The sequence below is a fragment of the Methylobacterium sp. 142-1Y genome (assembly GCF_057747795.1).
The window spans coordinates 814,644-835,538 of record NZ_CM173224.1; the positions used below are offsets into that span (position 1 = coordinate 814,644).

The 20,895-nt window shown below is 69.8% G+C and carries 19 protein-coding genes and 1 pseudogene; 11 read left to right on the forward strand and 9 right to left on the reverse strand.

Annotated features, from left to right (window positions below; genetic code table 11):
• Positions 1-108: 108 nt before the first annotated feature.
• Both AC3AOF_RS03840 and AC3AOF_RS03845 read left to right on the forward strand, forming a co-directional pair.
• Entirely contained in the window at positions 109-1,632 is a 1,524-nt protein-coding gene (locus AC3AOF_RS03840; protein ID WP_488347726.1) for a peptidoglycan L,D-endopeptidase MepK, read from the forward strand.
• Positions 1,633-1,643: 11 nt separating this feature from the next.
• Positions 1,644-2,285, forward strand: a complete 642-nt coding sequence (locus AC3AOF_RS03845; RefSeq protein WP_488347727.1) for a cyclic nucleotide-binding domain-containing protein — start codon at positions 1,644-1,646, stop codon at positions 2,283-2,285.
• Positions 2,286-2,642: 357 nt separating this feature from the next.
• Here the strand turns inward: AC3AOF_RS03845 and AC3AOF_RS03850 are convergent, their stop codons facing one another.
• The 7 genes and pseudogenes from AC3AOF_RS03850 to AC3AOF_RS03880 form a co-directional block, all read right to left on the reverse strand.
• The gene (locus AC3AOF_RS03850) at positions 2,643-3,779 is read right to left on the reverse strand and encodes a sulfate/molybdate ABC transporter ATP-binding protein (RefSeq protein WP_236992014.1); all 1,137 of its coding nucleotides are present in this window, start codon (positions 3,777-3,779) and stop codon (positions 2,643-2,645) included.
• A gap of 1 nt (position 3,780) precedes the next feature.
• Positions 3,781-4,665 carry a sulfate ABC transporter permease subunit CysW gene (gene cysW / locus AC3AOF_RS03855; RefSeq protein ID WP_236992013.1) on the reverse strand — a complete coding sequence of 295 codons (885 nt, stop codon included), beginning with the start codon at positions 4,663-4,665 and terminating at the stop codon, positions 3,781-3,783.
• A complete protein-coding gene (cysT, locus tag AC3AOF_RS03860; protein ID WP_488347728.1) occupies positions 4,658-5,527 on the reverse strand; it encodes a sulfate ABC transporter permease subunit CysT in 870 nt (289 codons plus the stop codon). Before cysT ends, cysW begins: the two co-directional genes overlap by 8 nt.
• Positions 5,524-6,552: a sulfate ABC transporter substrate-binding protein gene (locus AC3AOF_RS03865; protein ID WP_488348955.1), complete on the reverse strand. Its 1,029-nt coding sequence runs from the start codon at positions 6,550-6,552 to the stop codon at positions 5,524-5,526. Before AC3AOF_RS03865 ends, cysT begins: the two co-directional genes overlap by 4 nt.
• Positions 6,532-7,941, reverse strand: a pseudogene (cysN, locus tag AC3AOF_RS03870) (sulfate adenylyltransferase subunit CysN); the annotation flags it as partial. The pseudogene cysN and the gene AC3AOF_RS03865, both read right to left, overlap by 21 nt.
• Positions 7,941-8,876 carry a sulfate adenylyltransferase subunit CysD gene (gene cysD, locus AC3AOF_RS03875; protein WP_236992011.1) on the reverse strand — a complete coding sequence of 312 codons (936 nt, stop codon included), beginning with the start codon at positions 8,874-8,876 and terminating at the stop codon, positions 7,941-7,943. The pseudogene cysN and the gene cysD, both read right to left, overlap by 1 nt.
• Positions 8,873-9,721, reverse strand: a complete 849-nt coding sequence (locus AC3AOF_RS03880) for a phosphoadenylyl-sulfate reductase (protein WP_488347729.1) — start codon at positions 9,719-9,721, stop codon at positions 8,873-8,875. The genes cysD and AC3AOF_RS03880 overlap by 4 nt, the downstream gene beginning before the upstream one ends.
• A 214-nt stretch (positions 9,722-9,935) precedes the next feature.
• Between AC3AOF_RS03880 and AC3AOF_RS03885 the strand changes: the two genes are divergently transcribed.
• From AC3AOF_RS03885 to AC3AOF_RS03895, 3 genes are all read left to right on the forward strand, one after another.
• On the forward strand, positions 9,936-10,427 hold the full coding sequence (locus AC3AOF_RS03885; RefSeq protein WP_236992009.1) for an Lrp/AsnC family transcriptional regulator: 492 nt from the start codon (positions 9,936-9,938) through the stop codon (positions 10,425-10,427).
• A 108-nt stretch (positions 10,428-10,535) separates the two neighbouring features.
• Positions 10,536-12,308 carry a diflavin oxidoreductase gene (locus AC3AOF_RS03890; protein ID WP_488347730.1) on the forward strand — a complete coding sequence of 591 codons (1,773 nt, stop codon included), beginning with the start codon at positions 10,536-10,538 and terminating at the stop codon, positions 12,306-12,308.
• 384 nt (positions 12,309-12,692) lie between these two features.
• Entirely contained in the window at positions 12,693-14,507 is a 1,815-nt protein-coding gene (locus AC3AOF_RS03895; RefSeq protein WP_236992007.1) for an NADPH-dependent assimilatory sulfite reductase hemoprotein subunit, read from the forward strand.
• Between the two features lie 248 nt (positions 14,508-14,755).
• On the opposite strand, the gene AC3AOF_RS03900 is transcribed toward AC3AOF_RS03895, so the two are convergent.
• The gene (locus AC3AOF_RS03900) at positions 14,756-15,322 is read right to left on the reverse strand and encodes a glutathione peroxidase (protein ID WP_236992006.1); all 567 of its coding nucleotides are present in this window, start codon (positions 15,320-15,322) and stop codon (positions 14,756-14,758) included.
• A gap of 177 nt (positions 15,323-15,499) precedes the next feature.
• Here AC3AOF_RS03900 and AC3AOF_RS03905 point away from each other — a divergent pair, with 177 nt between their 5' ends.
• Complete coding sequence (locus AC3AOF_RS03905; protein ID WP_048454130.1) at positions 15,500-15,697, forward strand: hypothetical protein; 198 nt, start codon at positions 15,500-15,502, stop codon at positions 15,695-15,697.
• Positions 15,698-15,791: 94 nt separating this feature from the next.
• Complete coding sequence (locus AC3AOF_RS03910; protein WP_236992005.1) at positions 15,792-16,421, forward strand: TetR/AcrR family transcriptional regulator; 630 nt, start codon at positions 15,792-15,794, stop codon at positions 16,419-16,421.
• A 247-nt stretch (positions 16,422-16,668) separates the two neighbouring features.
• Here the strand turns inward: AC3AOF_RS03910 and AC3AOF_RS03915 are convergent, their stop codons facing one another.
• Complete coding sequence (locus AC3AOF_RS03915; RefSeq protein WP_236992004.1) at positions 16,669-18,087, reverse strand: alpha,alpha-trehalose-phosphate synthase (UDP-forming); 1,419 nt, start codon at positions 18,085-18,087, stop codon at positions 16,669-16,671.
• A gap of 411 nt (positions 18,088-18,498) precedes the next feature.
• On the opposite strand from AC3AOF_RS03915, the gene AC3AOF_RS03920 reads away from it, so the two are divergent.
• From AC3AOF_RS03920 to AC3AOF_RS03935, 4 genes are all read left to right on the forward strand, one after another.
• Entirely contained in the window at positions 18,499-19,140 is a 642-nt protein-coding gene (locus AC3AOF_RS03920; protein WP_336886956.1) for a hypothetical protein, read from the forward strand.
• Between the two features lie 14 nt (positions 19,141-19,154).
• Positions 19,155-19,580: a phage holin family protein gene (locus AC3AOF_RS03925; RefSeq protein ID WP_488347731.1), complete on the forward strand. Its 426-nt coding sequence runs from the start codon at positions 19,155-19,157 to the stop codon at positions 19,578-19,580.
• Positions 19,577-19,972: a DUF3618 domain-containing protein gene (locus AC3AOF_RS03930; RefSeq protein ID WP_236992002.1), complete on the forward strand. Its 396-nt coding sequence runs from the start codon at positions 19,577-19,579 to the stop codon at positions 19,970-19,972. Before AC3AOF_RS03925 ends, AC3AOF_RS03930 begins: the two co-directional genes overlap by 4 nt.
• A gap of 110 nt (positions 19,973-20,082) precedes the next feature.
• On the forward strand, positions 20,083-20,880 hold the full coding sequence (locus tag AC3AOF_RS03935) for a hypothetical protein (protein WP_236992001.1): 798 nt from the start codon (positions 20,083-20,085) through the stop codon (positions 20,878-20,880).
• The last annotated feature ends 15 nt before the right edge of the window (positions 20,881-20,895 follow it).

The following is a 20,895-nucleotide window of genomic DNA, read 5'->3' on the forward strand; positions in this document are numbered from 1 at the left end:
GCCCTGCGGCCCATCCTGTCGCGAGGACCCGGTAACCGTTTGTTGACGGTTTTCGGCAACCTTGCGTTCACCATGGCGGCCACGCGGCCCGAGCGAGGATGAGGGATCGTGCGAGCGCTCAAGCGTGCCGGAAGCGGGGCGGTCGACCCGGCCCTGGAAGCCCAGTCCCGCCGACCCTGCCGTCGCGGCGCGCTGGCGCTGATCGCCTGCCTGACGGCGATCCTCGGCTCGACCAGCGGCACCCAGGACGCGGTCGCCAACGGCGACACCCGCACGATCTCGATCTTCCACGAGCATACCAAGGAGAGCGCCTCGATCACGTTCAAGCGTGACGGGCGCTACGACCGGGCCGCCCTCGAGCAGCTGAACTGGCTCCTGCGCGACTGGCGCCTCGACGAGCCGACCAGGATGGACCCGCGCCTGTTCGACGTGGTGTGGGAGGCCCACCGGGCCGTCGGCTCGCAGGATGCGATCCACGTCGTCTCGGCCTATCGCTCGCCCAAGACCAACGCGGCCTTGCGCCGCCGCTCCCGGGCGGTGGCCGAGCACAGCCAGCACATGCTCGGCAAGGCGATGGATTTCTACCTCGCCGACGTCTCGATCGACCAGATCCGGGCGATCGGCATGCGGATGCAGCGCGGCGGCGTCGGCTGGTACCCGCACGCCAACAGCCCCTTCGTCCATCTCGACGTCGGCTCGGTGCGGTCCTGGCCGCGGATGAGCCACGACCAGCTCGCCCGGCTGTTTCCCGACGGGCGCACCGTCCACCTGCCCGCAGACGGCCGGCCGATGCCGGGCTACGAGGTCGCCAAGGCCGAAATCCTGGCCCGCGGCGGCAGCGTGATGGGCGTGAGCCAGGCGATCGCGGCGGCGGACGAGGAGGACAGCCCGAACGTCGTCGGCCAGTTCTTCGCCATGCTGTTCGGCGGATCGAAGCCCGCCGCCCCGCCGCCCGCCCCCGTGGTGCTGTCGGCCCGCGCGGGCCGCGTCCGCCCGGTGGCGCTGGCGAGCGCCCAGCCGGAGGATGCGCGCGACGCCCTCGCCTACGCGGCGCCCGCTGCCCCCGCGCCCCTCCTGCCGCAGGCCGCGCCTCGGCAAGCCGCCCTGCCGGAGCCGGTGCCGGCCGAGTCCGCGCCCGCCGCCAATTCCGAGCCGGAGGTCGGTACGGCCGCGCCGGCCTCGGACGTGCCGGCCAAACCCGCCTTGTCCACCACCCCGCTGCCGCCGCGGCGCCCGTCGGAATTCGCCGCCCTGGCCGAGGCGCTGGTCGCCAGCCCGCCGCCGCTCGCCGTGCCGCTTCCCCCCGCCCGTCCGGCCTCGATCCAGATCGCCTCGGCAACCGCCGATCCGGCGGCGTTGGGCGCCATTCTCCCGCCTCACGCCCGGACGACCCCCGTGCCGGCCGCCACCGGGCAGAAGGCGCAGCTGAACGCCCTGTTCAGCGCCGCGGCCGCCGCGCCGGCCGCCGAGGCGGCGGCGATCCGCATCGTCCAGCGGCCGAAGCTCGGCACACCGCCCGCCGGTCTCGTCGCCGCGCCCGCCGGCGCGGTGGCGACCCGGTTCAAGACCGGCACGACCGATGACGCGCCCGGTACCGGCCGCTTCAGCGGGTCGGCTGTCGGGCGGCGCTGAGCGAAGGGGCCGTGACCTGGATCGCGGAGAACTGGGTCGAGGCGATCGGCTATCTCGGGACGGCGCTCACCATCGCGTCGACCGCGATGAGCACCATGATCCCGCTGCGGGTCGTGTCGATCCTCGCCAGCGTGGCGGTGATCACCTACGGGCTCCTCACCGGCAGCATGCCGGTGGTGCTCACCGAGGCGATCCAGATTCCGTTCAACTTCTGGCGGCTCTACCAGATGGTCCGGCTGGTGCGGGACGTCGAGCGGGCGGCCGAGGGCGACCTCTCCCTCGACTGGCTCCGTCCCTTCGGCGAGTCCCGGCGCATCGCCGCCGGCGAGGTGTTGTTTCGCAAGGGCGACCCGGCCGACGAGATGTTCCTGATCGAGGGCGGCCGGTTCCGCATCGAGGAACTCGGCCTGGAGATCCGGCCCGGCGCGATCGTGGGCGAGCTCGGCATGCTCTCGCCCGGCAACCTGCGCACCGGTACCCTGGTCTGCACCGAGCCCGGCATCGTCCTCGGGGTCGCCTACACGGACGTGAAGCAGCTCTATTACCAGAACCCCGAATTCGGCTTCTACTTCCTGAAGCTGACGAGCGAACGCCTGTTTCAGGCGGCGCAGGACGCGCCGACCCGCGTGCCGGCGGGTACGGAGGTGATCTGATAGGCCCCAAGGCCAGCCCGGGCCTTATACCAACGGTCGTTGAAACGAACTTTGGTTCTCTTCTCGAATTCTCGCCGAGCCCGAGGTCCCGGACTTCTGGGCTTGGTGTCGAAAATTCGAGATGGGTCAACGGCCCCGTCGATCTCGGGCCTGCCCGAGATCGAATCGATGCGTCAGCATCTTGAGCCGTTGGTATTACAGCAATCGACTTTTATTTCCCACCGACGATCTCGTCCTGAGATCGTGGGTGGGATGACATGCCTGCGACGCATAGACAGGCTCTTGAGCATAATCTCGTATCTCGGCCGTACTACCGTCGATCTCGGCCAAGCTCCAGATCGACGAGACCGTCGGGTATCATCCCCGCGGGAAAACCCGCGCCGCGCCCACCGCCAGGGCCACCCGGTCGCCCGGCTCGTAGACATCCGTCACCTTCACCTCGACCGGGGCCTCGGCGCCGTCGAGCAGGATTTCCGCCACGGTGCCCCGCCCGGTGCGGCGCCACTCGCGCACGGTGCCGGGCAGCGTGCCGGGGCCCTGCCCGACCGTGAGGTCCCAAGGACGCAGGCAGAGATCGACCGGCCCCTGCGGCCAGCCGGCCTGCGCCGCGATCACGGTGCGGCCGGCGACCCGGACCTCCCCACCCGCGACCTCCGCGGCCAGGCGGGCGGTCTCGCCGACGAAGGACATCACGAAGCGCGAGGCCGGGTGGTCCTGCACCTCGTGCGGCGCACCGACCTGCTCGATGCGGCCCTTGTTGAGGATCGCGATCCGGTCGGCGAGTTCCAAAGCCTCGTCCTGGTCGTGGGTGACGAAGATCGTGGTCTGGCCGGTCTCGCGGTGGATCTCCCGCAGCCAGCGCCGCAGGTCCTTGCGCACCTGGGCGTCCAGCGCCCCGAACGGCTCGTCGAGGAGCAGCACCGACGGCTCGACCGCCAGCGCCCGGGCGAGCGCCACCCGCTGGCGCTGGCCGCCGGAAAGCTGGCCCGGAAAGCGCTTGGCGAGGTCGGGCAGTTGCACCAGCTCCAGCAGGCGCTCGACCCGGCGGCGGATCTCGTCCTCCTTCGGGCGGTGGGCGCGAGGGCGCGAGCGCAACCCGTAGGCGATGTTCTCGAACACCGTCAGGTGGCGGAACAGGGCATAGTGCTGGAACACGAAGCCGACGCCGCGGCGTTGCACCGGGATGTCGGTGGTGTCCTGCGAGCCGAAGAACACCCGGCCGCCATCCGGGATCTCGAGGCCGGCGATGACGCGCAGGAGCGTCGTCTTGCCGGAGCCGGACGGGCCGAGCAGCGCCAGAAGCTCGCCCGGCTCGATCGTCAGGCTGACGCCCTCCAACGCCGCCGGGCCAGGGCCGCCGTAGCGCTTGACGATGCCGTCGACCCGGACCGACGTGCCGGCCTGGCGCAGGCGGTCGGCGGAGGCCGCCTCGACCGGGCGGGCGGACGCCTCGCGGCGCAGGGACAGGGCGGTGGGAGCGAATCCTGCCGTCATCTCAGTGGGCTCCGCGTCCGGCCAGCGCATCGGCGTGGCGCCATTCCAGGAAAGATTTACCCGCCAGGGTGACGAGCGCGAGGAGCGCCAGCAGCGAGGCGATGCCGAACGCCGCCACGTAATTGTACTCGTTGTACAGGATCTCGACGTGGAGCGGCATGGTGTTGGTGAGCCCCCGGATGCGGCCCGACACGACCGAGACTGCCCCGAACTCGCCCATCGCCCGGGCGTTGCACAGGAGCACGCCGTAGAGCAGCGCCCAGCGCACGTTGGGCAGGGTCACGGTGCAAAACACCCGCCATGGGCTGGCGCCTAGGGTCAACGCGGCTTCCTCGTCGGTGGTGCCCTGGTCCTGCATCAAGGGGATCAGTTCGCGGGCGACGAACGGGAAGGTGACGAACACCGTGGCGAGCACGATGCCCGGCACCGCGAAGATGATCTCGATCCCGTGGCGCTGCAGGAACGGTCCGAACAGCCCCTGCGCCCCGAAGATCAGCACGTAGATCAGGCCGGCGACCACCGGCGAGACCGAGAACGGCAAGTCGATCAGGGTGATGAGGAGGTTACGGCCGCGGAAGTCGAACTTGGCGATGGCCCAGGAGGCGCACAGCCCGAAGACCACGTTGAGCGGCACCGCGATCGCCGCGACGAGGAGCGTCAGGCGGATCGCCGCCAAGGCATCGGGCTCGGCGAAGCTGGCGAGGTAGGGCCCCAGACCCTTGCTCAGCGCCTCGACGAACACCACCGCGAGCGGTAGCAGCAGGAACAGGGCCAGGAAGCCGATCGCCGTCAGCGTCAGCGCGATGCGGACCGGGCGCGGCTCGGTCAATGCCGCGTGCGGGCCGCGGGAGACGGAGCGGATGGAGGGGACGGCGGTCTCAGACATGCCCGAACCTACGGCGGCTGAAATCCTGCAAGAGGTTGATGGCGAGAAGCGCGGTGAACGACATCAGCAGCATCACGGCGGCGATGGCCGTGGCGCCGGAATAGTTGAACTCCTCGAGCTTGATCACGATCAGCAGGGGCGCGATCTCCGAGACGTAAGGCAAGTTGCCGGCGACGAAGATGACCGAGCCGTATTCCCCGACCGCCCGGGCGAAAGCGAGCGCGAAGCCCGTGAGCATCGCCGGGATCAGGGGCGGCAGGATCACCGTGACGAGGGCGCGGAAGCGCGAGGCGCCGAGGATGGCGGCAGCCTCCTCGCTCGACTTGTCGATCTCGGCGACCAGCGGCTGCACCGTGCGGACGCAGAACGGCAGGCCGACGAAGACGAGCGCCACCAGGATGCCGAGCGGCGTGTAGGCGACCTTGATGCCGAGAGCCATCAACGGCTCGCCGAGCCAGCCGTTCGGCGCGTAGAGGCTGGCGAGCGCGATGCCCGCCACGGCCGTCGGCAGCGCGAAGGGCAGATCGACCAGCGCGTCGATGATCCGCCTTCCGGGGAACCGGTAGCGGGTCAGCACCCAGGCGATCAGGAGCCCGAACACCGCGTCGATCGCGGCGGCCGCGAGCGACAGGCCGAACGAGGTCTTGAGCGCCGCGAGGTTGCGGGAATCGGTGATCAGCGCCCACAGGCCGGCGGGGCCGACGCTGGCGGCGCGCAGGAGCAAAACCGCCAGCGGCAGGAGGACGAGCAGGGTCAGATAGGTGAGCGTGATCCCGAAGGTCAGGCGAAAACCCGGCAGCGCGCTCGGTCGCCGGAAGCGGGCCGCTCCCCGCCCCGCGGGCAGGGCCGCGGCGTTGCTCATTGCCGGGACTTCAGGATGGCGTCGAACACGCCGCCATCGTCGAAATGGGTCTTTTGGGCCTTGGCCCAGCCGCCGAAGGTGTCGTCGATGGTGACGAGCTTCAGCTTGGGGAAGCGGGCCAGGTCCTCCTTCGCGGCCGCCGACTCGTCGCGCGGTCGGTAGAAGTTCTTGGCGATGATGGCTTGCGCTTCCGGCGTGTAGAGGAACTGCAAATAGGCCTCCGCTTGGCGGCGGGTGCCCTTCTGGTCGACGTTCACGTCGACCAGGGCCACCGGCGGCTCGGCCAGGATCGACAGCGAGGGCACGACGATGTCGAACTTGCCCTTGCCGAATTCCTCGTCGGCGAGGAACGCCTCGTTTTCCCAGGCGATCAGCACGTCGCCGAGGCCACGCTGCACGAAGGTGGTGGTGGCGCCGCGTGCACCGGTGTCGAGCACCGGCACGTTCTTGAACAGGGCGGTGACGAAGTCCTTCGCCTTGGCGTCGTCGTTGTTGTTCTTGGCCAGTGCATAGGCATAGGCCGCCAGATAGTTCCAGCGCGCGCCGCCCGAGGTCTTCGGATTGGGGGTGATGACCTGGATTCCCGGCTTCACCAGGTCGTCCCAGTCCTTGATCGCCTTCGGGTTGCCCTTGCGGACGAGGAACACGATGGTCGAGGTGTAGGGCGTCGAGTTGAACGGCAGCCGCTTCTGCCAGTCGGCCGGCAGCTTCTTCGATCGGGCGGCGATGGCGTCGATGTCGCTGGCGAGCGCCAGCGTCACCACGTCGGCCGGCAGCCCGTCGATGACCGAGCGCGCCTGGGCGCCGGAGCCGCCGTGGGAGGCGCGCACCGTCACGGTCTCGCCGGTCTTGGCCTTCCACTCCTTGGCGAAGGCCGCGTCGATCGCCCGGTACAGCTCCCGGGTCGGGTCGTAGGAGACGTTCAGCAGCGTCTGCGCCCGCGCCGGGGCGGGGGCCCCGGCGAGCGCCAGAAGCGAGGCGCCGGCGGCGAGCGCCAGGGACGAGCCGCGGAACAGCCGCTTCAGGGAGCCGAGCAGGCCACCGGCCGGAGCGGCCTCGGTCTTCGCCTCGGCCCTCGGAGCCTCGGCCTTGGTCCCGCCCCGCGGAGCCGCCTGGGATGCCTGGACGAGGCCCAAAGCCGCGGTGTCGGTGGTCGCCCGGTCGATCAGGATCAGGCTGCCGGTGTCGCGGTTCTGGCGATAGGCGTCGACCGCGACCTTGCGGTCGAGGCTGAGCGTCACGTCGCCGATATCGTTGGCGCTCAAGGAGCCGGCCGGCACGCCCTGCCCGGTCTCGGTGTCGATGCGCGCACGCACGGCCTCGACCACGGCATTCGCCGTCACCGTGCCGATCTTGGCGAGATAGGTCGCGCCCGGCGTCAGTTCGGCCTCGTTGGCCCAGAACAGCCGGACTTCCAGCTTGTCGCTGACGATCGGCGGTTGCGCCGCCGCGGTGATGACGCTGCCGCGCGAGGCATCGACCTCGTCGGCCAGCACCAGGGTCACCGACTGGCCGGCGATGGCCCGCTCCAGGTCGCCGTCATAGGTGTAGATCCGGGCGATCGTCGACGGCGTGCCGGCGGGCGCCACCACCACCTTGTCGCCGACCGCGACCGCGCCCGACGCGATCAGCCCCGAGAAGCCGCGGAAGTCGGAATTCGGCCGGTTGACCCACTGCACGGCCATGCGGAACGGGGCGACCTCCTCCTCGACATGGGCCGGCACCTCCTCGAGGTATTGCAGCAGCGGCGCGCCGGTGTACCAGGGCGCGGCGGCGCCCGGCAGCACGACGTTGTCGCCGTTCGCCGCCGAGAGCGGGATGCCGGTGACGTCGGTGAAGCGCAGGTCCTTCGCGAAGGCCTGGAACTCGGCCAGGATCGCCTCGAACCGACTTTCCGACCAGCCGATCAGGTCCATCTTGTTGACCGCCAGCACGACGCGGCGGATGCCCAGCATCGAGACCAGCAGCGCGTGGCGCCTTGTCTGCGGGCTCAAGCCCTTCCTGGCATCCACCAGCAGCACCGCAACCTCGGCGGTCGAGGCGCCGGTCGCCATGTTGCGGGTGTATTGGACGTGGCCGGGGGTGTCGGCGACGATAAAGGAGCGCCGCTCGGTCGAGAAGAACCGGTAGGCGACGTCGATGGTGATGCCCTGCTCGCGCTCGGCCTGGAGGCCGTCGACGAGGAGCGCCAGGTCGATCTCGCCGCCGCGCGTGCCGTGGCGGCGCGAATCGCGCTCCAGCGCGCTGACCTGGTCGTCGAAGATCTGCTTGGTGTCGTGCAGCAGGCGCCCGATCAGGGTCGACTTGCCGTCGTCGACCGAACCGCAGGTGATGAACCGCAGCACTTCCTTGCGCTGGTGGGCGGCGAGGAACGCCTCGTAGCCGAAGGCGCGGGTGGATTGGTGCACGGTCATCAGAAGTAGCCTTCCTGCTTCTTGCGCTCCATGGCGCCGGCGCCGTCCTTGTCGATCACCCGGCCCTGCCGCTCGGAGGTGCGGGCGGCCAGCGTCTCGCCGATGATCTCCGGCAGGGTCGCGGCGTCGCTCTCCACCGCCCCGGTCAGCGGGTAGCAGCCGAGCGTCCGGAACCGCACGAGACGCATCTCCGGGGTCTCGCCGGGGTTCAGCGGCAGCCGCTCGTCGTCCACCATAATCAGTTGCCCGTCGCGGCTCACCACCGGGCGCTCGGCCGCGTAATAGAGCGGCACGATCGGGATGTTCTCCTGCTCGATGTAGAGCCAGATATCGAGCTCGGTCCAGTTCGACAGCGGGAAGACGCGCAACGACTCGCCGCGCTGCTTCTTCATGTTGTAGAGGTGCCAGGGCTCGGCGCGCTGGCGCTTCGGATCCCAGCGGTGCTGCGCGGTGCGCAAGCTCACGATGCGCTCCTTGGCCCGCGAGGCCTCCTCGTCGCGCCGGGCGCCGCCGAAGGCCGCGTCGAACTTGTGCTTGTCGAGGGCCTGGCGCAGGGCCTGGGTCTTCATCACGTCGGTATGGACCTCGGAGCCGTGGCTCACCGGCCCGATGCCGCGGGCGAGCCCGTCCGGGTTGGTGTGGACCAGGAGGTCGAGGCCGAGTTCCTCGGCGCGCCGATCGCGGAAGGCGATCATCTCGCGGAACTTCCAGGTCGTGTCGACGTGCAGCAGCGGGAACGGCAACCGGCCCGGCGCGAACGCCTTGAGCGCCAGATGCAGCAAAACCGAGGAATCCTTGCCGATCGAGTACAGCATCACCGGGTTCTCGGTCTCGGCGACCGTCTCCCGCATGATGTGGATGCTCTCGGCCTCCAGGCGCTGGAGGTGGGTCAGGCGGTCGAGGCCGTCGGTACGGACTTTGAGGGCGGCGCTCATGCGGCCAGCTCCGGGTTGGTCTTGATCGAGGACGATTCGGACGATTGTCTAGTGGCGGACTGTGCCGGCTCGAAGGCGGCGGGCTCCTGTCCTTGCCGGATCTCGCTGCCGGGGGCGCCCGAGACGTGCAAGCCGCATTCCTGCTTGCCCGCCTGCTCCCACCACCAGCGGCCGGCCCGCTCGGGCTCGCCGACCTTCACCGCGCGGGTACAGGGCGCGCAGCCGATCGACGGGAAGCCGCGGTCGTGCAGCACGTTGTAGGGCACGTAGTTCTCGTGGATCAGCTCGGCCAAGACCTCGCGGGTCCAGTCGGCGATCGGGTTGAGCTTGATCAGGCCGCGAGCATGGTCGGCTTCCGCCAGCGGCGTCTCGGCGCGGTTGGCCGACTGGCCGGCGCGCAAACCGGTGAGCCAGCCCGCGGCGCCGGTCAGCGCCCGGCCGAGCGGCTCCACCTTGCGGAAGCCGCAGCAGGCCTGGCGCGCCGCCACCGAATGGCGGAAGCCGTTGATGCCCGACTCCTCGACGAACCGCTCCTCCGCCTCGCGCTCCGGCGCGTAGGCGCGGATGCGGAAACCGTAAGCCGCCTCGGTCTCGGCCCAGGTGTCGTAGGTCTCGGGAAAGAGCCGGCCGGTATCGAGCGTCACGATCTCGGCGCGCGACTTCGCCATCCGGAGGGCGTGGGTGAGGGCCTGGTCCTCCAGGCCGAAGCTCGTGGTGAAGACGAGGCGGCCGTCCACCGTCGCGTCGATCAGCGCGAGGCGCTCCGGCAGGGCGAGGGGACGCAGGCGCGAGGCCAGGTCTTCCGCCAGGGCGTCCAGCGCCGCGCGGTCGAGGGGAAGGGTCATGGAGAGCCCGGGGATTGGCTGCTTGTGCGAGGGGGTAACTGTTCGCTATACCGAACACTGTCAAGGCATGGCTGGGCTGCGATCCCGGAGTTTTTTGGTCTCCCCGCGCCCGCATCTCGGGCTATTGAGGATCCAGCCAACCTTCGGGAAGAAAATCCATTCCCTTCCCGAGGGTCATCCTTGAAAGAATCTTCTCCAAAATCGGAGCCGCGCAGTGGATGCCATCGACCTGAAGATCCTCGCCCTGCTCCAGAACGACGCCACCCTGTCGATCGCCCAGATCGGGGAGCGCGTCGGCCTGTCGCAGACGCCCTGCTGGAAGCGCATCCAGCGCCTCGAAGCCGACGGGGTGATCGACCGCCGGGTGGCGGTGCTGGACCCGGTCAAATTGGGCCTGGGATTGACGGTCTTCGTCTCGATCGAGACCAGCGACCATTCCCGCGAGTGGCTGGAGCGATTCGCCGCCACCGTCTCGGGCATGCCCGAGGTGCTGGAATTCTACCGCATGGCCGGCGACGTGGATTACATGCTCCGCGTCGTGGTGGCCGACATGCAGGCCTACGACGCCTTCTACAAGCGCCTGATCGCGGTGCTGCCGCTGAAGAACGTCACGTCGCGCTTCGCCATGGAAAAGGTGAAGAGCACCACCGCCCTGCCCCTGCCGACGGCTCCCTTCGTCCAGCCGGTCGCGGCGGGTGGGAAATAATCTTCTCTTTTCTGCCGTACGGACGATAACGATGATCTCCCGCGGGCGCGTTCTTCAAAAAGAACATTTCGGTTGACTCTGGCGCGGTGCGGGCACATCTGTGCGGGCATGTCTCGCTCCGCGCTTCTCCCCCGCACGGCTCCCTTCGGCGACGCCGAGCGGGCCCATCTCGATGCCGCCCTCGGCTCCACCACCGCGCTGCAGCGCGCGTGGCTGGCCGGCTTCCTCGCCGGCCTCGACGCCGCCGGCGGTGCCGCCGCCGAGGCGCCCGCTCCGGCCGCGCCGCCGCGGGCCGCCGAACCGCTGACGATCGTGTTCGCCAGCGAATCCGGCAACTCGGAGAAGCTGGCCGGCGACGTGTCCAAGCTCGCCCGCAAGAACGGCTTCAAGCCGAAGGTCGTCGACTTCGCCGACCTCGACGTGGCGGCCTTGGGGAAAGAGAAGCGCCTGATCGTCATCGCCGCCACCTGGGGCGAGGGTGAGCCCCCGGCCCGGGCCGTGCGCGCCTATGGCGAGATCATGGGCGAGGGCGCGCCGCGCCTCGACGGGGTCGAGTTCGGCGTGCTGGCGCTGGGCGACACGTCCTATGCCGAGTTCTGCGCCATCGGGAAGCGCCTCGACGACCGCTTCGAGGCTTTGGGCGCCAAGCGCGTGCTGCCACGGGTCGATTGCGACCTCGACTTCGACAAGCCGGCCGCCGCCTGGATCAAGGACGCCCTCAAGGCGCTCGCGCCCCCTGAGCCCGCCGGCAACGTCGTGGCGGTCGACTTCGCCCGCGGCACCGGCGCCGACGAGGAGGCCGAGGTCAGCCGCGAGCCGGTCACCGTCGAGGTGATCGAGCACGTCAACCTCAACTCGTCGCGCTCCGACAAGGAGACGATCCACCTGGCGCTCGCCTTCGAGGAGGCCGCCCCGGCCTACCAGCCCGGCGATTCCCTGGAACTCTATCCGGAGAACGATCCGGCGCTGGTCGACCAGATCCTGAAGGCCGCCGGGCTCGAAGGCGATTCGGTGCTGCGCCAGGCCCTGCTCGCCGAGCGCGACATCACCACCCTGTCGGCCGCCACGGTCGAGCGCTTCGTCAAGGCCACCGGCCACGAGGAGGCCCGCCGCCTGATCGAGTCGAACGAGGTCCGGGCCTGGATCGAGGGCCGGCACCTCATCGACCTGATCGAGACCTATCCGGCCAAGCTGTCGGCGCAACATCTCACCGACATCACCCGGCCGCTACCGCCGCGGGCCTACTCGATCGCCTCCTCGCGGGCCGAGGTCGGCGACGAGGCCCACCTGACCATCGCGGCGGTGCGCTACACCACCCACGACCGGGCGCGCAAAGGCGTCGCCTCGGTCCACGTCGCGGACCGGATCCGCACCGGCGCCAAGCTCCGGGTGCGGGTGAAGCCGAACAAGCATTTCCGACTGCCCGCGAACCCGGCCACCGACATCGTCATGGTCGGTCCCGGCACCGGGGTGGCCCCGTTCCGCGCCTTCGTGCAGGAGCGCCGCGCCACCGAAGCGCCGGGCCGCAACTGGCTGTTCTTCGGCGACCGCCACTTCACCCACGACTTCCTGTACCAGCTCGAATGGCAGGAAGCCCTGGAGGACGGGTCGCTCGCCCGCATCGACGTCGCCTTCTCCCGCGACCAGCCAGAAAAAATCTACGTCCAGGACCGGATCTGGGAGCAGCGGCGCGAGCTGGTGTCCTGGCTCGACGGCGGCGCCCACTTCTATGTCTGCGGCGATGCCAAGGCGATGGCCAAGGACGTGCGGGCGGCTTTGGTGCGTGCCTTCGCCGACGTGAAGGGCCTGGATGCCGCGGCCGCGGAAGCGGCGGTGGCCGGCCTGGAGCGCAGCCACCGCTACCAGCAGGACGTGTACTAGGATCCGGATCGCCGGGTGCGCATCTCCCCTCTCCCCGCGGGCGGGGAGAGGGCTGTCGACCCCTTGTCGGGTCGACAGCGAGGCGGCAGCCGAAGGTGAGGGGGGAGGTGCCGGATGTGGCTCTTCCGGAAACACTCCCTCACCCTCGCGGCGAACCTGCGGTTCGCTGCTTGCCGCGCCCTCTGAACGAGGGCGCGGCCCTCTCCCCGCCCGCGGGGAGAGGAGAAGGGAGCCAAGTCCGGCAACCAGTTTCGAGGCGTCACACCCTCACCCCCCGCCCCTACTCACGTCCGAGAGGGGTTCCTGCGTCTCGTTCGGTGCTGTCAGGCGCCTGGGACGCTGGTAGATGATGCGCCATACCCGGCGACCGAACGGACACACCCCATGGCCGACCACAAGACCGCCGACCTCTCCCCCGCCGAGCGCGTCTACGAGACGCCGCCGACCGAGCGTCCGATCACCGAGGCGGAAGCGGCGCGCGCCGCCAAGCTGTCGGCCAACGAGCACATCAAGATCGCCAGCGGATACCTGCGCGGCACCCTCGCCGAGGGGCTGCTGAAGAACGCGACGGGTGCGATCTCGGACGATGACGGGCAGCTCGTGAAGTTCCACGGGATGTACCTGCAGGACGACCGCGACCTTCGCGCCGAGCGGACCAGGAAGAAGCTCGACAAGGCCTATTCCTTCATGATCCGCCTGCGCATCGCCGGCGGCGTCGTGACGCCGAAGCAGTGGCTGATCCTCGACGAGATCGCCCGCACCTATGCCAACGGGACGCTCCGGGCGACGACGCGCCAGACCTTCCAGTATCACGGCGTCATCAAGTCGAACTTGAAGCGCACGATGGCGGCGATCGATTCGGCGCTGCTCGACACGATCGCGGCCTGCGGCGACGTCAACCGCAACGTGATGGCGGCGACGAACCCGGCCCAGAAGGGCGCCCACGAGGCGGCCTATAAGCTGGCCAAGGACATCTCCGACAGCCTGCTGCCGAAGACGAGTGCCTGGCGCGAGATCTGGCTCGACGGCGAGCGCGTGGTCGGGGGCGAGGATGCGGGCGAGGTCGAACCGGTCTACGGCAAGACCTACCTGCCGCGGAAGTTCAAGACGATCGTGGCGGTGCCGCCCTCCAACGAGGTCGACGTCTACGCCCACGATCTCGGCTTCATCGCGATCCTCGACAAGAAGGGCAAGGTGACGGGCTGGAACGTCACCGTCGGCGGCGGCATGGGCATGACCCACGGCGAGACCGACACCTTCCCGCGCACCGCCGACGTGATGCTGTTTGCCGAGCCCGAATACGCCCTCAAGGTCGCCGAAGCGGTGATGACCGTCCAGCGCGACTGGGGCAACCGCACCGTCCGCAAGAACGCCCGCCTGAAGTACACGATCGAGCGCTACGGCCTGAAGGCCTTCCGGGCCGAGGTCGAGAAGCGGGTCGGCCGCGCTTTCCAGGACCCGAAGCCCTTCACCTTCACGGGCAACGGCGACCGCTACGGCTGGGTCGCGGGCGACGACGGCAAGCACCACCTGACGCTCTACGTGCCGTCGGGCCGCATCAAGGACGTCGAGGGCGGGCCGCAATTCCTCGCCGGCCTTCGCCGCATCGCCGAGGTGCACCAGGGCGATTTCCGCCTCACCGGCAACCAGAATGTCATCATCGCCAACGTCCCGGCGGACAGGAAGGCGGAGATCGACGCGCTGGTGCAGGAATACGGCCTCACCACCGGTGCGGGGCCCTTGCGCCGCAACAGCCTCGCCTGCGTCGCCCTGCCGACCTGCGGCCTGGCTCTCGCCGAGAGCGAGCGCTACCTGCCGAGCCTGATCGACGAGCTCGAGGAGAGCCTGGCCTCGCACGGGCTGTCCGAGGACGACATCACCATCCGGATGACCGGCTGCCCGAACGGCTGCGCCCGTCCGTTCATCGCCGAGATCGGCCTCGTCGGCCGCGGCCCGGAGCGCTACAACCTCTATCTCGGTGCCGCCTTCGACGGCTCGCGGCTGAGCAAGCTCTATGCCGAGGACGTCACCGCCGCCGACATCCGCCCGAAGCTCGACCCGCTCTTCGCGGCCTACGCGAAGGACCGGACGAAAGGCGAGCGCTTCGGCGATTTCGTGATCCGGGCCGGCTACGTGGCGAAGACCGGCAACGGGCCGGACTTCCACGTCCAGACCGGCGCGCAGAAGGCGGTGGCCTGATCGGTTCGGCATCGGCTCGGCGCGTCAGTCACCTGAGTCCACTGCCCGTCCCACCCTCTCACCTCATCCTGAGGTGTCAGTCCATCATCGATGGACTGACCTCGAAGGAGGGCTCCAGTACTCTTCCCGCCCACGGGAGGCCTCCTTCGAGGTCAGCCGATTTTCAATCGGCCAACGCCTCAGGACGAGGGTGTGGGTGGGATGACGGCACGACGGTTCCGGCTTTCACTCTCGCGAACCGGAATCCCTCACCCCGCCGCGTCCAGCTCCCTCACGATCGCCGCGATCACCCGCGGGTCGGTCGGCTCGACCGGCGTGGCGAAGGCGGCGGCCACGTGGCCGTCTCGGCCGACCAAATATTTGTGGAAGTTCCAGCGCGGGGTCTCGGCCGGCTTCTCGGCGGCGGCCCAGCGGTAGAACGGGTGGGCCTGAGGGCCGGTCACGCCGGTCTTGCCCACCACCGGGAAGGTGACGCCGAAATTCTTGCGGGCGGCCTCGGCGATCGCCATCCCGTCGAGGGGTTCCTGGCGCCCGAAATCGGCGGACGGCACCGCGATCACCGTCAGCCCGCGGGGGCCGAACCGGGTCCAGAGCTGCTGCAGCCCGGAAAATTGCGGGGCGTAGCCGCAGGCGGTCGCGGTGTTGACGACCAGGATCGGCTTGGGCACCAGCTCGGCCAGCGCCAGGCTGCCGCCCTCGGGCTTGGCGAAACTGAAGGCGGAAGCCGTCATGCCGTTTTGCAAGGGCGCGGCCCGGGCGGGTAGGCTGACGGCGCCGGCGATCAGGAACAAGGCCTCGCGGCGGGCGACCGGCATCGGGATGCCTCCTTGGAATGGGGATCGGGCTTCGCTCGATTGTCTCCCCGCCCTCGCGGCGGCGCAAGCGGCCTCCCATGATCGAGCCTGCCCGGAGGTCGTGAGAATGGCCGCAACTTTCCGTGAACTTCCGCCGGACTGTCACGTTAACCGCCGGAATTGTCCGGGAGGTCGGATATGGGCGGGCACGAGATCCTCAACTACTTCGAGCACCGCCGCGACGGGGCCTGGGTCTGCACCCGGCCGGTCACGCTGACGACCGCCCGCGAGAGCGTGGCGATCCGGCCGGGGATGCGGTTCGATTACGGCAAGAAGGTCGGCGGCATCGATCTCGCCGAGTACCTGGAACGGCTCGGGTCGCAATTCGGCTCCTGAGCCGGGTCGCGGTGGGTGACGCAGATGTCACACATCGCACCGGGCCCGCCGATGCCTTTTGACCAGCATGCAATCGGCACGATAGGTTGCGCGGATGATCCCTGCCCTGTCCGCCCCCCCTCCGGTCGAGGAAACGTCGCCCGATACCCGTTGCCGCATCCTGGCGACCGCGGAGCGCTTCTTTCGTGAGATCGGCTACCAGAAGACCACGGTGGCCGACATCGCCAAGACCCTGCGGATGAGCCCGGCCAACGTGTATCGGTTCTTCGATTCGAAGAAGGCGATCAACGAGGCCGTAGTGGCGCGCCTCATCGGCGAGGTCGAGGCGCGGATCGCCGCCCTCGCGGACCGGCCCGGCCTCTCCGCCGAGGCTCGCCTGCGGGAGATCATCGTCTTCCTGCACCGCGACGCCGTCGGCCGCTTCACCGGCCATCCGCGCATGCACGAGATGGTCGAGGCGGCGATGTCCGAGAGCTGGGATGTCTGCCGCCACCATGTCGACCGGATCACCGCGGTGCTGGAACGCGTCATCGCCGATGGTGTCGCGCGGGGCGAATTCGCCGCCGAGGATCCGGCGGTGGCGGCGCGCTGCGTCCACACGGCGATCGTACGGTTCTGCCATCCGGTTCTGGTGGTGCAATGTCCGGAGGATTTCGTGCCGGCGCTCGACGCGATGATCGCGTTCCTGATGGGAGCGTTGCGAGCCGGGCCGCGGGCGGCGTAAGCCCTTTTCAGATCTACCGAAAATATCGCGATGGTCGCTGCGGACGACCCCTCCCCCCTCTGTGGGCGGAGGGTGGCGAGCTGAGCGAGCGCAGCGGGACGAAGTCCCGCCGAGAGGGGCAGCGCGACGCTCGTCCAGAGGGCGCCCTTCATGAAGCGCGCGACCTCTCCTGAAGCGGTGTCCCCTCTCCCGCTCCGCATCCGCGGGGCACCCTCCCCCGCAGAGGGGGGAGGGTTTAATCAGCGCCCTACCGCGCCTCCGCCGCCGCCGGCGGCTCGCGCTCGACGGTGCGAAAACCCTCCAGCTCGCCGAGATAGCTCCGGGCCCACCAATCCACGTCCTCGCGCGCCATGCGCTCGAACATCGGCTTCCAGCGCTCGACCCGCTCGGCCTTGGGCATGTAGAGAGCGGCGCGGATCGCCTCCGCCACCTCGAACCGGTCGTAGGGATTGACCAGCAGCGCCTCGGGCATCTGGCGGGCGGCACCGGCGAACTTCGACAGCACCAGCACCCCCGGATCGTCCTCGCTCTGCGCGGCGACGTATTCCTTGGCGACGAGGTTCATGCCGTCGCGCATCGGCGTCACCACGCCGACCCGGGCGGCGCGGTAGAGCCCGGCCAGCACCGCGCGGGGATAGGCCTTGGTGACGTACTGGATCGGCGTCCAGGACGGTTCGCCGAGCGAGCCGTTGATGTTCCCCAAGACCTCGTTCACGTCGCGGCTGAGCTGCTCGTATTCCGGCACCTCGGTGCGCGACTTCGGGGCGATCTGCAGGAATACGACGTTGCCGCGCTGGTCGGGGTTGGAGGCGAAGAAGCGCTCCACCGCCTCCATCCGCTCCGGCACGCCCTTCGAGTAGTCGAGCCGGTCGACGCCGATGAGGAGCTTGCGGGTGCGCAGGCCCGCCACCGTGTCGCGCACGGTGCGGTTCATGCCGGCGCGCTCGGCGGCCTGGCGGAAGCCGTCGACGTCGATGCCGATCGGGAAGCTGCGGATGCGGGTGCGGCGCCCGTCGACCATCAGCGAGCCGCCGCCGAGCGGGATCGCCCGCAGCTCGTCGACGAGGTTGCGCGACAGGTTGTGGACGTCGCTGTCGGTCTGGAGGCCGATCAGGTCGTAGTCGGAGACCGCCCGCAGCAATTCGGTCGAGGCCGGCAGGGTGTTGAACACCTCGCCCGACGGCCAGGGGATGTGGTGGAAGTAGCCGATCGGGTTCGAGACGCCGAGGCCCCGCAGCTCGGAAGCGAGCGGGATCAGGTGGTAGTCGTGGACCCAGATCAGGTCGCCCGGCTCGATCAGGCTGGCGAGCGCCTGGGCGAAGATGCGGTTGACGCGCTGGTAGCCCGCGTAATCGGCCCGGGAAAACGCCGCCAGGCCGAGGCGGTAATGCATGATCGGCCAGAGCGCCCGGTTGGCGAAGCCGCTGTAATACTCGCGGTGATCCTGGGGCGAGAGGTCCATCACCGCGTATTGCACGCGGCCCCGGTCGGCGATGACCGGCTCGGAGGACGGGTTGTCGGTGATCTTGCCGCTCCAGCCGAACCACAGCCCCTTGTAGGCCGTGAAGGCCTCCTTGAGGGCGACGGCGAGCCCGCCGGCCGCGACCGCCTTGGAGCCCGCATCCGGGACGGCGACGCGATTCGACACGATGATGAGGCGTGACACGGCGGGTATGGACTCCGGCTGCACGGACCTAGAGCATTTTCCGACGAAGTGGCACCGGTTCGTCGAAGAAAATGCGGCAAAATTCAAGACCTGGCCCCCGGTCGATCGTTGCGCGATCGACCGGGGGCCAGCGGGGCGGGAACGTCGCCGCGTCCATCCGCCCCTGACGGAGAAAACGCCCCGGCAGCAAGCGCGATCCGTACGAAATGGTCAACCCTTCCGGCGAATCCGGGATGGATCGCACCCGCATGGGCTGTGCCCCCCGCTCCACAGGAATCCGGCCGCGATTCCTCCACGGATGAGGCCGGAACCGGGCGCCTTGGCTGCTGTTACCCGCAATATCGTCGCATGTGTTCGGCGCGGCGGCCGGTCCGGCCTGCCCGCCGCGCTGGAAGAGGATGGAGTACCCTGATGAGCGCGGGTTACGAGAACGGACAGCACCGGGCGGACGACCGGAATGCCCCCGGCGAGCGCCCGGCGGATTGGAACGAGCTGCGCCACGACGTGCGCCAGATCGGCGACGTGGCGATGGAGCGCGGCTACAGCCTGGTCGAGTCGGCCCGCGAGCAGGTCCACGGCTATGTCGACCGCCGCAAGGGCGATGCCGCCCAGTCGGTCTCTGACCTCGCCCAGGCCCTGCGCGATTCCGGCGGCAAGCTCGACCAGCAGCCGAACGTGAAGGCGTTCTTCGACAGCGCGGCGGACGGCCTGGAGCAGCTCTCGGGCTCGATCCGCGAGCGCAGCTTCGAGGACTTCTACAGCGAGATCGAGTCGGTTGCCCGCCGCCGGCCCGCCGCCGTCGCCGTGGCCACCTTCCTCACCGGTTTTCTCGCCGCCCGCTTCATCCGGGCCTCGGCCCATCCCGCGCACGTTCTGGACGGGCGCGAGGCCTTCGCCCGCGGGCCGGAGGTGGGCGCCGACCGGGCGCGCGGCACGTCGTACGATCCGTATGCCGCGCGCTCGCGCGACGTTCCGGGTGCCCATAGCGAGCCGGAGACCGCCCGGCCCGATCCCTACCGCACGGGCGCGTCCGGCCCGCGCTACTCGGCCTGAGGGAGGACGCCGCGATGGCCGACCCCAATGCCGGCCGCCCACTCGGCGGCAACGGAACCCCGGGGAGCATCCAGGGGCTCCTCGGTGACGCCCTGCGCGAGACCACCGATCTCGCCCGCAAGGAGATCGCCCTTTTCCGCACCGAGATGTCGAACAACCTGAGGTCGCTGTTCCTCGGGCTCGCCATGATGGTCGGCGCGGCGGTCTTCGCCGTGGTCGCGCTCCTGGTGCTCACCGACGCCCTGGTGAAGTGGCTCGCCACGGTGGTCCATTCGGAAGCGCTCGCCGCCTTGATCGTCGGGGCGGTGTTCCTGGCGATCGGCATCGGCCTCGCCCTGTGGGGCCGCAGCGCCATGTCCCTGTCCACGCTGACGCCGACCCGCACGACGCGCCAGGTGCGCCAGGATGCGAGGGTCCTGTCCGAGAGGGTGTCGGGATGACCCAGTCGATCAACGAACTCGAACACGACATCGAGGAGACCCGGGCCCGGCTCGACCGGACCATCGACCAGATCCAGGGCCGGCTCTCGCCGGCCAGCCTCGTCGACGAGATGCTGGGCACGGTACGGCAATCTCCCGCGAGCGGCCTCTACGACGGGGCGCTCGAGGCGGTGCGGCGCAATCCCGTCCCGGTCATGCTGATCGTCGCCGGGGTCGGTTGGCTGATCCACCGTGTGGCCCGGGAATCGCAGCGCCGCCAGCACCTCGACGCCACGATGAACGGGGCCGAGGCGGTGCCGGTGCTGAAGACCGGTGCGGCCCGGGTCTACGATCCCGACCGGCCGACCGCCCATCCGGCGGCAGACCGCGTCGCCGACGGCATGCGGATGTAGCGTGGCGCCGGCTCGAAGGCCGGCGCCCGTTTCTTGAGAGCTTTCGATTCGCCGCAGGCTTCGACGGCACCAGCCCGGCCATCACGGACCTGCTAGGGAGTACCTGAGTCATGGCAGAGCACACCATCAACCCGGCCAATCCGGGCGCCCCCTCGGCCCATACCCCCGCCACGGGGCCCGAGCGCAACCTGCACCTGGATCACGACACCGTCCGCCAGAACCTCGACGCTGCCCAAGGTGCGGCCCACGAGGCCGGCGACACCGTGAAGGAGACCGCCGCCCACGCCTCCGAGCGGGTGAGCGAGACGGCGTCGGCCATCGGCGAGCGCATCAGCCAGACCGCCGAGGACCTGCGTGCCAAGGCCGATGCCGCCGCCGACCGGCTGAAGCAGGGTGCCAGCGAGGCACTCGACCGCGCCCACGCCCAGGCGAGCCAGGCCTACGGCGCCGTCGGCGGCCGCAGCTCCGAGACGATCGACCGCGCCCGCGACTGGGCCAGCGACCGCATCGAGACCGGCTCGCAGCGCTATGCCGATCTGCGCGACCGCGGCAGCGAGCGCTTGGCGCAGGGCCAAAACGCGGTGGAGCGCTTCGTCAGCGAGAATCCGGTTCTGGTCGGTGTCGTCGGTCTCGCCGCCGGCATGCTGCTCGGCGCGCTGCTGCCGCGCACCCGCCAGGAAGACCGGACCGTCGGCCCCTACGCCGACGAGGTCCGCGACCAGGGCCTGCGCTACGCCCGCGAGGCGACCGAGCGCGGCCGGCAATTCGTCGAGAGCGCCCTCGACCAGGCCCAGGACGCCGCGGTCGCCGCCGCCAACGCCGCTTCGGACGAGCTGCGCAAGAACCAGCCCGGGACGCAACAGCCGGGTCAGCCCGGGACCGGCGAGCCGGGCCGGCAGACGCACTGATCCCGCCACCCCCGA